The sequence below is a fragment of the Mesorhizobium sp. SARCC-RB16n genome (assembly GCF_008520305.1).
Taxonomy (GTDB): domain Bacteria; phylum Pseudomonadota; class Alphaproteobacteria; order Rhizobiales; family Rhizobiaceae; genus Mesorhizobium.
In genome coordinates, this window is sequence record NZ_ML703270.1 from 116,689 (window position 1) to 129,774 (window position 13,086).

Genomic DNA, 13,086 nt, shown 5'->3' on the forward strand with positions numbered 1-13,086 from the left:
TAGATTTTGAGGGATGACGGTTGCCTGGACACCACACCGCTTCGCCGGCGGCCTGCTCGCGCTCGACACGGCGAACACCGTCGTGCTGCGCGGCGATCCCGCGCGCACGTTCGACCGCTTCGGCGATCCGGCCGAAATCGCCCGCTTTGCCGACGCGGCCAGCGGCTTTCGCGCCGTCGAGCTTGGCGACAGGCGGCTGGCGGTGTCCTCGCCGGCGGCAATCGCGCCCGTCGTGCTGTCGATCCGCGAGACGACCGACCGGCTGTTTCGAGGCGCGGTGTCGAAAGGCGCGGTCGCGACGGCTGATCTGCCCGAATTCCTGCGGGCCTGCGCCGACGGCCTGGCCGCCGGCCGGACCGAGATCGGGGCGCCGGGACGGCCGTTCGGAGATCCGGCGACGCCGATAGCCTTCGAGGCGGCGCTGGCGGTCTCAGCCCTTTCGCTGCTGCGCGACGACACGGTCGCGAGGCTCAGGATCTGCCCCAACTGCACCTGGCTGTTTGTCGACAGAAGCCGCAATTCCAGCCGCCTTTGGTGCGACATGGCGGTGTGCGGCAACCGGCAGAAGGCGAGCCGTCACTACCGCCGCCGCAGGGCGGCTAATGAGGTCAGGAATGCCTAAAAGATTTTCCCGATTGATGGCCGCCGCCATGCTGATTGCCGCCGCGGCACTCGGCGCCTGTCGCGATACCGGCGGCGAGGGCAAGCTGTTCGAGGTTTCCGGCAAGATATTCGTCTTCAACTACCGTCTCGCCCGGGCGACCTATGTCGTGACGTTGCGGCCCTTGCAGCCGATGGGCGAGGGCCAGGTGGCGGTCGCCAGCTTCCAGAACCCCGCCGGTGGTGATCCCTTGGTGGTCGAGCAGAAGGTCTGGCCAAAACTCGACAAGGTGAGTCTGGAGAGCCCGGCGCTGACCTGCGTCGTCAAGAACAAGCCCTATGCCATCGCCATCAGCATCAAGGGCCCCGACGGTACGGTCCTGCAGACGATCGACACGACGCTGATGTCCACGGAAGACCAGTCCATCCTGCCCGACCGGCCGCTGGTCATCGACCAGCTCTACACGGCCAATCCCGACCTCGCCGGCCATCCCGATGGCAAGCTGCCCGGCGAGCCGAAGCCGGACTGCTCGAAAGCCGGCTGATACCTTACGACGGCATCGATTTCGACTGGAATTTTCGTGCGCCACCGCGCCATTGGCGCACGCTTTCATGCGCGGTCGAGCGCCGGCCGAACTGTTTGTTGCGCGTTGGCTGGTCCTTTCGATTTTGTTTGACCTGCCTTGCAAGGGACGAAAGGATGCGTCATCCGATCCCGACGTTGGCTGCTGCCCCGCGCGGCCTTCGCAGAGGAAATGCCTGATGACGCTGCATGATGTCGCGCTCGACGACAAGTTCGATCTTGGGAAGGAGCGCATCTTCCTGTCCGGCGCGCAGGCGGTCATCCGCATGCTTCTGATGCAGCGCGAGCGCGACCGCCGCGCTGGCCTGAACACGGCAGGCTTCGTGTCCGGCTATCGCGGCTCGCCGCTCGGCGGCCTCGACATGCAGCTGTGGAAGGCGAAAAAGCAGCTCGCCGGGGCCGACATCGTCTTCCAGCCCGGCCTCAACGAAGAGCTTGCCGCCACCGCCTGCTGGGGCTCGCAGCAGACGGAACTGCTTGGCGAGGGCACCCACGACGGTGTCTTCTCCGTCTGGTACGGCAAGGGCCCGGGTGTCGATCGTTCAGGCGATGTGTTCCGCCACGCCAATCTCGCCGGTTCGTCCAAACATGGCGGCGTCCTTGCGCTGATGGGCGATGACCACATGGCCGAATCCTCGACCAATGCGCACGCCACCGAATTCCTGTTCGTCGACACCATGGTGCCGATCCTCAATCCGGCCGGCGTCCAGGAGATCATCGATTACGGTCTATATGGCTTTGCCATGTCGCGTTTCGCCGGTACCTGGGCGGCGATCAAATGCGTCAAGGACAACATCGAATCGACCGCCTCGGTCGATGCTTCGCTCGAGCGGTTGAACATCGTCGTCCCGGATTTCGAGATGCCGCCGGGCGGCCTCAACATCCGCCACGAGATCGACATGCTCGGCCAGGAAGAGCGGCTGCATGAGCACAAGCGTGCCGCGGCCTCCGCCTTCATCCATGCCAATGGGCTGAACAGGATCGTCTATTCGGGCGGCCGCAATCCGAAGCTCGGCATCATCACGTTGGGCAAGAGCTATCTCGACGTCCGCCAGGCGCTGGAGGACATCGGCATCGACGAAGCGGGAGCCAACCGCATCGGCGTGCGGCTGTTCAAGGTCGGCTGCCCCTGGCCCCTCGACCTGCAGCACATCGCCGAGTTCGCGCGCGGCCTCGATACCATCGTCGTCGTCGAGGAGAAACGCTCGCTGATCGAGGTGCAACTGCGCGAGAGCCTATACGGCACCGCCTCGCAGCCGGTCATCGTCGGCAAGAAGGACGAGCGCGGCGACTGGCTGTTTCCGGCCAAGGGGGCGCTGGACCCCAACGAGATCGCCATTGCACTCGGCGAAAGGATCGTGAAGACCATCGGCCCGTCCGAAGAGATTTCGGCAAGGGTGGCGAAGCTGCGCCAGTTCCAGGCGATGCTGGCGGATGCCACCGACATCGGCTCGCGCACGCCCTTCTTCTGCTCGGGTTGTCCGCACAATTCCTCGACCAAGGTGCCGGACGGCTCGATCGCCGCCGCCGGCATCGGCTGCCACTTCATGGCGCTGTGGATGGACCGCAACACGCTCGGCTTTACCGCCATGGGCGGCGAGGGCGCACAGTGGGTCGGCCAGGCGCCGTTTTCCAAGCGCGACCACATCTTCCAGAATCTCGGCGACGGCACCTACAACCATTCCGGCACGCTGGCGATCCGCTTCGCCCTGTCGAGCGAAGCCAACATCACCTACAAGATCCTCTACAACGACGCCGTCGCCATGACCGGCGGCCAGCCGCATGAGGGCGGGCTGACCGTGGACATGATCGCCAGGCAGGTGCGGGCCGAAGGTGTCGACCGCATCGCCATCGTCACCGACGAACCCGACAAATATGCAGGGAAGGTTGAGTTTCCGGCCGGCGCCACCATTCATCACCGCGACGACCTCGATCTCGTCCAGCGCGAACTGCGCGACGTCAAGGGTGTGTCGATCCTGCTCTACGATCAGACCTGCGCCGCCGAAAAACGCCGCCGCCGCAAGCGCGGCACCTTTCCCGATCCCGACAAGCGCGTCTTCATCAACGAACTGGTCTGCGAAGGTTGCGGCGATTGCGGTGTGCAGTCGAACTGCGTCTCGATCCAGCCGGTCGAGACCGAATTCGGCCGCAAGCGCAAGATCGACCAGTCGAGCTGCAACAAGGATTTCTCCTGCGTCAACGGCTTCTGCCCGTCCTTCGTCACCGTGCACGGCGCCAAGATCCGCAAGGCCGAAGGGCTGGCCGGCAAGACCGATCCGCTCGAAGGCGTGCCGACACCGGCCGCATTCCCGCTCGGCGTCGAGGGCTGGGCGGCGATCATCGATGGCGTCGGCGGCACCGGCGTCGTCACCGTCGGCGCCGTGCTCGGCATGGCGGCGCATCTGGAGGACAAGGGCTGCGGCATGATCGACATGGCCGGCCTCGCGCAGAAGGGCGGCTCGGTGTTCACCCATGTCCGCATCGCCCGCACACCCGAAGACATCAATGCCATCCGTGTCTCGGCGGGGAAGGCCGACCTCGTGCTCGGCTGCGATCTCGTCGTGTCGGGCGCCAAGAAGGTGCTGACCGCGGTGCGCGAGGGTCACACGATCTTCCTCGCCAACACCGCTGAGATCATGCCGGGCGAGTTCGCCCGATCGGCCGATTTCTCGCTGCCGGTCGAGCGCCTGAAGAAGGCGATCCGGTCCGCCGCCGGCGACGACAAGGCGCATTTCTTCGACGCCACCCGCACCGCCACCGCTCTGTTCGGAAATTCGCTCGGCGCCAACATGTTCATGCTCGGCTTTGCCTTTCAGCACGGCGGTCTGCCGCTCTCGGCCGAAGCCGTTGAAAAGGCTATCGAATTGAACGGCGAAGCGGTGGCGATGAACATCGCCGCTTTCCGCTGGGGCCGTCGCGCCGCGCATCAGCCGGATTTCGTGCGCGGCCTCGTCGCCCAGCCGGGCCCAACCTTTGCCGACAAGGCCGGGCAGGCCGCTCCGGTCGCTGGGACGGTCGACGACATCATCGCCCGCCGAGTCGCTTTCCTCGCCGCCTATCAGAACGCTGCTTACGGCAAGCGCTACGCCGACAGGATTTCCACGCTGCGAGCGGCGGAAGCGAAGGCCACGCCAGGTTCGACGGCCGTGACAGAAGCCGCCACCAAAAGCCTGTTCAAGCTGATGGCGATCAAGGACGAATACGAGGTGGCGCGGCTCTACACCGACGGCTCCTTCGCCGCCGAGCTTGGCAAGCAGTTCCAGAGCTACGAGAAACTCGAATTCCATCTCGCGCCGCCGATCATGGGACGCCGCGGCAATGACGGCAAGCCGAGGAAATCGAGCTTCGGCCCCTGGATGATGAAGGGTTTTCGCCTGCTGGCGGCGATGAAGGGCCTGCGCGGCACTGCTTTCGACCTATTCGGCTACACCGCCGAGCGGCGCATGGAGCGGCAATTGCTGGCGCAGTACGAAGCCGATCTACAGCTCGTGGCCAGCTCGCTGGCGCCCGGCAAGATCGAGGCCGCGGTAGCCCTGGTCTCGGTCCCGGCGCTGATCCGCGGCTACGGTCATGTCCGGCAGGCAAGCGCCGAAAAGGCGGCGGGCGAGCGCCGCAGGCTGCTCGACCGTTTTGCGGCGGCACCGGCAAGGCCTGAACTTCAGGCCGCCGAGTGAGCCAAAAGCGCCCGAAAATCAAGCGTTTCAGCCCAAGCTAAAGGTTTTTTAATGGGACTATGCCAAGGCTGGGGCTCATTGGGCGCCAGTAATGGGCAGAACAAAAACCGATAACATCCCTGTGGATGTTTATATCCAGTTTGTGCGCTCGTTGTTCGACAACGCGCATATGCTGGTCATCGGCGCGCTTTGCCATGCCGTCATCAGCCTCATGGTCTATTGGCGCAACGGCCAGCCTATCTTCCTGGTTCTGGCCGGTGCGCTGCTCGCCGTCGGCGTCTGGCGCTACTTCAGCCTGCGGCGGTTCCACCGCTCGGGTGGCGAGATGCGTGACGCCGCGGATGCGACAAAGTGGGAGCGCGAATACATCCTGAAGGGAAGCCTTCAGGGATTGTTGCTGGGGTTCTTTTGCTTCATTTCCATCTATGTCTACTCGGATTCCTATGCCGAGATCGGCGCGCTGTCGGTAACGCTGTCCTCGCTGGTGACTGTCGTGGGCCGAAATTACGGCTCGCCGCGCATGGTCATGATCTTCGCGGTCACCTTCGTTGGGCCGATCGCCGCCGCCCTCATTCTCAGGTTCGACATCCCCTACGTCGTGCTTGGCCTGCTGATCATCCCGTTCATGTTCATCATCAAGGGCAGCGCCGACCATGTTCGCAACGTGCTGTTTTCGGCCGTTGTCGGACACAAGCAGGCAAGGCAGATCGCGCAGCGCTTCAACCGCGCGCTCAACACCATGTCGCATGGCCTGGTCATGCTCGGCCCCGATGGCAAGGTTGTCGTCGGCAACGCCGAAGCCGCTCGTCTGATGTCGCTCAAATCGGCCGACCAGTTGCTCGGACGGTCGATCCACTCGCTGCTCTTGCGCGGCGTTGCCGGCGGCATGCTGGCACCGAAGGACTGCCGCTATGTCGAGGCGCAGCTGACGCGTGCGTTGCGCGAGGGGCGCGACCGCAAGGTGCTGGTTTCCTTTTCCAACGGGCAGCACTTCGAATTCTCGGCGCGCGAGGGCAATCAGGAATTGGGCGTCATCACCTTCGAGGATGTTACGGCGCGTGTCGAAGCGGAGGAAAAGATCCGGTTCATGGCGCGCTACGACAACCTTACGGGCCTTCCGAACCGCGCCTATTTCCACGAACTGGTCGGCGAGTTGATTGCCACGGGCGATCGCGATCGCCTGTGCGGTCTGGCCGTGGTCGACCTCGACGATTTCAAGAGCGTCAACGACACGCTCGGCCATCCTATCGGCGACGGCCTGATCTATGCCGTCGCCGAGCGGCTGGCGGCCATTGCCGGGCAAGGCCTTACCGTCAGTCGCTTCGGCGGCGACGAGTTCATGCTGTTCTTCGATCGCATCGATGATGAGAGCCACCTGGCGAGCCTGCTCGATGAGATTTTCGCCGAGCTGCAGGGAGAGGTCGACGTCGCGGGCCACGGGCTGCGGATCCAGGCCAGCGCCGGCGCGGTGCTGTCCAAGGTCGGCGAAACCGATGTCGACGCCATGATCGTCAAGGCGGACCTGGCACTCTACAAGGCCAAGGAGCTGGGCAAGAACGGGTGGCGGCTGTTCGAGGCGGCGATGGACGCCGCGTTCCGCAACCGCCAACTGATGAAGGCGGATCTGCGCAGCGCCGTGGAAAGCAGGGACCTGCGGGTCGTCTATCAGCCGATCGTGGCGATGAACACCATGCGCATCGCCAGCTGCGAGGCGCTTTGCCGCTGGGACCATCCCGATCTCGGGCCGATTTCGCCCGGCATCTTCATTCCGCTGGCCGAGGAGATGGGCATCATTTCCGAGATCAGCACCTTCGTGCTTCATGCGGCTTGCACTGAATGCGCCAAATGGCCTGACCAGACCAGCGTCTCGGTCAACCTCTCGGCCAGGGATTTCCGCAACCGCGATGTGATCCAGAAGGTCCGCGATGCGTTGGCCAACTCCGGCCTCGCCGCCGACCGCCTCGAGATCGAAGTCACCGAAACCGCGCTGCTCGACGACAAATCCTTGACGCGCCAATATATCGAGGAGCTGAAGCAGCTTGGCGTTCGCATCGCCCTCGACGATTTCGGCACCGGCTATTCAAGCCTGAGCTATCTTCACAAGCTGCCTCTCGACAAGATCAAGATCGACCGGTCGTTCGTGATGGACGTCACCCAGAATCCGCGTTCGCTCGAGCTGTTGAAGGGTGTCGTCGATTTGACCCGCGTGCTCGGGCTGACCGTCACCATCGAAGGGGTGGAAACATTCGAGCAGCTGAAAGTCCTGATGCATTCGGTGAAGCCGGACCTCGTCCAGGGTTTTCTTTTTGGCGCCGCGCTCAGCGCTTCTGGCATAGAGACCATGTCCAACGTGACCTGGCCTTTCGCCGCGCAATTGCAGCCGGTCAAGAAGCGCGCCACCACCTGACATCGGTCTGAAGTCATTCATCGAGGGCACGATCCTCCGTGTTCTCGCGATTAACCATTTGTTAACGTTAATTTAGGGTAAACACGAAAGCTCGCAATTTTGCTTCTTGTTCGTCCAGCGCTTCGCTATTGTCGTTTGCGCGGCGGTACGAGGGTCAAATGGACAACAAGTTGGTGAGTAGGCCCCTGGCGGCGGCTACGGGCAGGGACAAGAATCGCCCATCGGTGTTCTCAGATCACATCATGGATGTTCTGGAGCACGTGGAGTATCGCCTTTGCGATGGCGCCGAGGATTTGGAAGCGATCTACAAGCTTCGCTACAATTCCTATCTTCACGCCGGCATGGTCAAATCAGATGCTTCCCACATGGTGAAGGACAGGTTCGACGATCTGCCCAATTCTTACCGCTTTGGCGTCTTCTTCGACGGCACGCTCGTCAGCACCATCAGAATCCACTACGCCAGCGCGAGGTATCCTGTTTCACCCAGCACCGATGTTTTCGGCGACGTGCTGTCACGGCGTCTGGCCTCGGGCGAGACGTTCGTCGACCCGAGCCGGTTCGCCGCCGATCTGGAGTGGTCGAGCAGTCTGCGGGTGCTGCCCTACATCACGCTGAGGCTGGCAGTGGTCGCCTGCAGCCATTTCAAGCCGACTTATTGCCTGACGGCGATCAAGGAAGAGCATTCCGCCTTCTATCATCGCATCTTCCGCTCCGAGCAGGCGGTGCCGCCGCGGAATTATCCCGGACTTACCGTTCCTGTGCATCTGTTCCAGTCGAAATGCTCCGAGAACATGCAGGCAACGCTGGATCGTTTCCCGTTCTTCAATTCCACGGCGTTCGAGCAGCGCATGCTTTTCCAACGCCCCAAGAGGGGCGAGTTGGCGCCGCTGACCATTCTGCCCACGGCCAAATATTTCGAAGCGGCCTGATCCCGCGCCGTGTCCGGGCTGTACGGCCTCCATGCAAGTAGTCCCGGACCCGCTTCCGATGGAGCTTTCCAGGCCTGGCCGCGTTGTCAGGGGCGGCATCGACGCGAGTTGATGCCCGTCTTTCTGGAAAGGACAATGACATGCATCTATCCCAGGTCGCCCTCACGCCGCTCATCTCGCTGATTGCCGGCGTGCTGATCCTCATCATGCCACGGCTGCTGAACTACATCGTCGCGCTCTATCTGATTGTCGTTGGACTGCTGGGCTTGTTCCCGCATCTGGCCGCCTGAGACAGTCGGGGCAAGCGTGCCGCAAAACCGCCGATTGCCCGGCATCGGCGGCCAGTTTCAATTTTCCCTTGAGGCAGTTGTCGGCTGCGATGCGGCAATAGCGCCATTGCTCTGCGCCCAGCTTTTCGGTATGTGCCTGAAAGATGTCTTCGAAGGGGTATTCCTATGGCTGAGCACACGCCGAGCGGTCCTGTAGAACTGGGCGCGAAGATGGACTATGCAGAGCATGACCGCACCTATGCGGGCTTTCTCATGCTGGCCAAATACGGATCGCTTTTCTGCCTTGGCCTTCTCATCGCGATGGCTTTCGGCTTCTTCGCTGGCGGCTTCTTCTCTGCGCTGATCCTGTTCGTGCTTATTCTGGCCGTCGGCGCCTTCATTCTGCGATAAACCTTCCAAAAACCCTCTTGCGGTTGACGTAGCCGGATATCCCGGTCGACACTTCGCGCAGACAGGTTCCAGCCGAAAGGATCATGCGGTGGGACAGACGGTTTTCATCCCTCGTGAGCTTGACGCGAACGAGCCGCGTGTCGCGGCATCGCCCGACACGGTGAAGCGGCTGGCGGGCCTGGGTTTCGACGTGATCGTCGAAGCTGGTGCCGGCACCCGCTCGCGTATCCCCGACGAAGAATTTGCCAAGACAGGTGCTGTCATCGGCAAGGCCTCGGATGCCGCCAAGGCCGATGTCGTGCTGAAGGTTCGCCGACCAACGGATGCCGAACTGAAGAATTACAAAGCCGGCGCAGCGGTGATAGCCATCATGGATCCCTACGGCAACGATGCCGCCGTCGCGGCTCTTGCCAAAGCCGGTGTCACCGCGTTCTCGATGGAGTTCATGCCGCGCATCACCCGCGCGCAATCGATGGACGTCCTGTCCAGCCAGGCCAATCTTGCCGGTTACCAGGCGGTGATCGACGGCGCCTCGGAATATGATCGCGCATTGCCGATGATGATGACGGCGGCGGGCACGGTTCCTGCGGCGAAGGTCTTCATCATGGGCGTCGGCGTCGCCGGCCTGCAGGCGATCGCCACGGCGCGCCGTCTCGGCGCGGTGGTCACCGCCACCGACGTTCGTCCCGCCGCCAAGGAACAGGTTGCCTCGCTCGGCGCAAAATTCCTGGCCGTCGAGGACGAGGAGTTCAAGGCGGCGGAGACCGCCGGCGGCTATGCCAAGGAAATGTCCAAGGAATACCAGGCCAAGCAGGCGGCACTCACCGCCGAACACATCGCCAAACAGGACATCGTCATCACCACGGCGCTGATCCCCGGACGGCCGGCGCCGAAGCTTGTCTCGGCGGCTATGGTCGCCTCGATGAAGCCAGGCTCGGTGCTTGTCGATCTCGCCGTCGAGCGTGGCGGCAATGTCGAGGGCGCCGAGGCCGGCAAGATCGTCACCACCGCCAACAACGTAAAGATCGTCGGCTATCTCAACGTGCCAGGTCGCATCGCGGCATCCGCCTCGCTGCTCTATGCCAGGAACCTGTTCGCCTTCCTCGAGACGCTGGTCGACAAGACCGCCAAGACGCTGGCCATCAACCGTGATGACGACTTGGTCAAAGCGACGATGCTGACCGACGGCGGCAAGGTCGTTCATCCGGCCTTCGTCAAGGCCGACCAGCAGCCTTATGTCGAGCCGGCGGCCATCCCTGCCACGACCATGGTCGCCGATGCTTCGGCCGCGCCCAAGAAGTCCGCGCCCAGGAAGAGCGCCGCATCCAAGTCACCCTCGCCGAAGCCGAAAGGGACCGCGTGATGGATCAGACCTTGCAGAAAGCCCTGGATCAGCTCGACCAGGCGAGTGCCGCGGTCAGGCTCGCGGTGCAGAACCTGGCCAATGCGCCGGGCGGCACTGAGGCCGCCGGTAACGCCGCGCACGCGCTGTCGGGCGGCGCCATCGACCCCTTCGTCTTCCGTTTCGCCATCTTCATCCTGGCGATTTTCGTCGGCTACTATGTCGTCTGGTCGGTGACCCCCGCCTTGCACACGCCGCTGATGGCCGTCACCAATGCCATTTCCTCCGTCATCGTCGTCGGCGCGTTGCTCGCCGTCGGCATCGCGGCTTCCGGCGTCGCTGCCGGCTTCGGCTTCGTCGCGCTGATGCTGGTCTCGGTCAACATCTTCGGCGGCTTCCTCGTCACCCAACGCATGCTGGCCATGTACAAGAAGAAGGACAAGTGACGTGACCGTCAATCTAGCCTCCTTCCTCTATCTGGTGTCCGGCGTCCTGTTCATCATGGCGCTGCGCGGCCTGTCGCACCCGACAACCAGCCGCCAGGGCAATCTCTACGGCATGATCGGCATGGGCATCGCCATCGCCACCACGCTGGCGCTGGCAACCCCGTCCGCTAGCCGCTTCGGCCTGATCGTGCTTGGCCTCGCCATTGGCGGCGGCGTCGGCGCCGTCACCGCGCGCCGCATTGCCATGACCTCGATGCCGCAGCTGGTCGCAGCCTTCCACTCGCTGGTCGGCCTCGCCGCCGTCATGGTGGCTGCCGCCGCCATCTACGCGCCCGAAAGCTTCGGCATCGGCACGGCGGGCGACATCCATGCCCAGGCCCTGATTGAGATGAGCCTGGGCGTCGCCATCGGCGCCATTACCTTCACCGGCTCGGTCATTGCCTTCCTCAAGCTCGATGGCCGCATGTCGGGCAAGCCGATCATGATCGGCGGCCGTCACTTCATCAATGCAGCGCTGGGCATCGCCCTGGTCGTGCTGATCGTGCTGCTGGTCGCCACGGAATCGAAGCTGGTGTTCTGGCTGATCGTCGCCGCCTCGCTGGTGCTCGGCATCCTCTTGATCATCCCGATCGGCGGCGCCGACATGCCGGTTGTCGTCTCGATGCTCAATTCCTATTCTGGCTGGGCGGCGGCCGCACTCGGCTTCACCCTCGGCAATCTGGCGCTGATCATCACCGGCGCGCTGGTCGGCTCGTCGGGCGCGATCCTGTCCTACATCATGTGCAAGGGCATGAACCGAAGCTTCATCTCCGTCATCCTCGGCGGCTTCGGCGGCGAGACTTCCGCCGCTGCCGACGATGGCATCGAGCGCACCGTCAAGCAGGGCTCGGCCGACGACGCCGCCTACCTGATGATGAACGCGCAGAAGGTCATCATCGTGCCGGGCTACGGCATGGCGGTCGCCCAGGCGCAGCACGCGCTGCGCGAAATGGCCGACAAGCTCAAGGCCAACGGCGTCGACGTCAAATACGCCATCCACCCGGTCGCCGGCCGCATGCCCGGCCACATGAACGTGCTGCTCGCCGAAGCCAACGTGCCTTACGATGAAGTGTTCGAACTGGAGGACATCAACTCGGAATTCGCGCAGGCCGACGTCGCCTATGTCATCGGCGCCAACGACGTCACCAACCCGTCCGCGCGCGACGACAAGTCCTCGCCGATCTACGGCATGCCGATCCTCGACGTCGACAAGGCGCGCACCTGCCTTTTCGTCAAGCGCTCGCTCGGTTCCGGCTATGCCGGTATCGACAACACGCTGTTCTACAAGGACGGCACCATGATGCTGCTCGGCGACGCTAAGAAGATGACCGAGGAAATCGTCAAGGCGATGGATCACTGAGCCGGCCAATCTTGACCGTCGAATAGAACAGAGCCCGGTCGATGCCGGGCTCTATGATTTTGGCGTGATGCTGCCTTCAACCGTTGGTCAGGAAGACCGCTTCCTCTTCATCGCGCTGCCTGCCGCCGAGCGCCGCGGCCGCACTGGCGATAAAGGCGCCGATGACCAGCGACAGGGCACCGAGAAGCGCGAAGGTGGCGCTTGCCTTCCTTGCCGTGTCGGCCGCCTGCTTGGCCTTGACCTTCGCGTCCTGCGCCTTCGCCAGCACGGTGTCGACACGTGCCTTGGCATCAGCCTCGGAAAGCCCGGTGCGCGCGGCGACCAATTGCGCAAGATAGGTCTTGTCTTCCGCAGAGACCTCGCCGGCGACGGCACCGGCGATCAGGATGCGCGAGGCCTGCCCGGCGGCAGCGGCTTCGTCGGCCGGATTGGCAGTCGCGAGCTTGGCCGGATCGGCCGGCCTGAACAGCGAATCCACCAGATAGGAGGTGGCGGTATCGGTCGATGCGCTGTTGGCATTGGCCGAGGCACCGGCCGACGCACCCATGGCGGCTCCCGAGGCCACGGTGGAAACGGCCTGTACACCTGAACCAATCGCGGCGGAGAGCGCTGAGCCAAGTACGCCGGCGACCAGCAAGGTAGCCAGTGCCCAGGCGAGGAAGCCGTGGGCAGTGTCGCGAAAATAGACCTCGTCGGTGTGGATGCCGACCCATTTGGTGCGCAGGCGTCCTGCCAGATAGCCGCCGACACCGGAGGACAGCCACTGCACGATGATCAGCCAGATGGCGGTCGACACCGCGAAGGTGGTGATCGACGCGCCCGAGCCCGACCATGGCGAAACCATGGTGAGCCCAAGGCCCGAGCCGAGCAGCATGAGGATGAATGTGAGTGTCGAGGCCGCGAAGGCCCCGGCAATGATCGGTCCCCAGCTGACGGCGGTGGAGGACGATTCAGTGGAAGCAGATACGTCGACAGCCGATATGGTGGACTGCATTGACGCCCCCTATCGTGCGAACAGCATGATGA

The 13,086-nt window shown here is 63.5% G+C and carries 11 protein-coding genes; 10 read left to right on the forward strand and 1 reads right to left on the reverse strand.

Annotated features, from left to right (window positions below):
- Positions 1-13: 13 nt before the first annotated feature.
- The 10 genes from C7I87_RS18860 to C7I87_RS18905 all read left to right on the forward strand — a co-directional run bounded on the left by C7I87_RS18860 (position 14) and on the right by C7I87_RS18905 (position 12,060).
- On the forward strand, positions 14-622 hold the full coding sequence (locus C7I87_RS18860; RefSeq protein ID WP_149905618.1) for a CGNR zinc finger domain-containing protein: 609 nt from the start codon (positions 14-16) through the stop codon (positions 620-622).
- The gene (locus C7I87_RS18865) at positions 603-1,145 is read left to right on the forward strand and encodes a hypothetical protein (RefSeq protein ID WP_149905619.1); all 543 of its coding nucleotides are present in this window, start codon (positions 603-605) and stop codon (positions 1,143-1,145) included. The genes C7I87_RS18860 and C7I87_RS18865 overlap by 20 nt, the downstream gene beginning before the upstream one ends.
- Positions 1,146-1,362: 217 nt before the next feature.
- Positions 1,363-4,857: an indolepyruvate ferredoxin oxidoreductase family protein gene (locus tag C7I87_RS18870; protein ID WP_149905620.1), complete on the forward strand. Its 3,495-nt coding sequence runs from the start codon at positions 1,363-1,365 to the stop codon at positions 4,855-4,857.
- A gap of 91 nt (positions 4,858-4,948) precedes the next feature.
- Positions 4,949-7,264: a putative bifunctional diguanylate cyclase/phosphodiesterase gene (locus C7I87_RS18875; RefSeq protein WP_149905621.1), complete on the forward strand. Its 2,316-nt coding sequence runs from the start codon at positions 4,949-4,951 to the stop codon at positions 7,262-7,264.
- A 242-nt stretch (positions 7,265-7,506) separates the two neighbouring features.
- Positions 7,507-8,193 carry an N-acyl amino acid synthase FeeM domain-containing protein gene (locus tag C7I87_RS18880; protein ID WP_246696309.1) on the forward strand — a complete coding sequence of 229 codons (687 nt, stop codon included), beginning with the start codon at positions 7,507-7,509 and terminating at the stop codon, positions 8,191-8,193.
- Between the two features lie 140 nt (positions 8,194-8,333).
- The gene (locus tag C7I87_RS18885) at positions 8,334-8,483 is read left to right on the forward strand and encodes a DUF3096 domain-containing protein (protein WP_149905623.1); all 150 of its coding nucleotides are present in this window, start codon (positions 8,334-8,336) and stop codon (positions 8,481-8,483) included.
- 165 nt (positions 8,484-8,648) lie between these two features.
- A complete protein-coding gene (locus tag C7I87_RS18890; protein ID WP_149905624.1) occupies positions 8,649-8,873 on the forward strand; it encodes an aa3-type cytochrome c oxidase subunit IV in 225 nt (74 codons plus the stop codon).
- Positions 8,874-8,961: 88 nt separating this feature from the next.
- Positions 8,962-10,236 carry a Re/Si-specific NAD(P)(+) transhydrogenase subunit alpha gene (locus tag C7I87_RS18895; RefSeq protein WP_149905625.1) on the forward strand — a complete coding sequence of 425 codons (1,275 nt, stop codon included), beginning with the start codon at positions 8,962-8,964 and terminating at the stop codon, positions 10,234-10,236.
- Complete coding sequence (locus tag C7I87_RS18900) at positions 10,236-10,661, forward strand: NAD(P) transhydrogenase subunit alpha part 2 (RefSeq protein ID WP_140757081.1); 426 nt, start codon at positions 10,236-10,238, stop codon at positions 10,659-10,661. The genes C7I87_RS18895 and C7I87_RS18900 overlap by 1 nt, the downstream gene beginning before the upstream one ends.
- A 1-nt stretch (position 10,662) precedes the next feature.
- Positions 10,663-12,060: an NAD(P)(+) transhydrogenase (Re/Si-specific) subunit beta gene (locus tag C7I87_RS18905; protein WP_149905626.1), complete on the forward strand. Its 1,398-nt coding sequence runs from the start codon at positions 10,663-10,665 to the stop codon at positions 12,058-12,060.
- A 76-nt stretch (positions 12,061-12,136) separates the two neighbouring features.
- Here the strand turns inward: C7I87_RS18905 and C7I87_RS18910 are convergent, their stop codons facing one another.
- Positions 12,137-13,054 carry a hypothetical protein gene (locus C7I87_RS18910; RefSeq protein ID WP_149905627.1) on the reverse strand — a complete coding sequence of 306 codons (918 nt, stop codon included), beginning with the start codon at positions 13,052-13,054 and terminating at the stop codon, positions 12,137-12,139.
- Between the last annotated feature and the right edge of the window lie 32 nt (positions 13,055-13,086).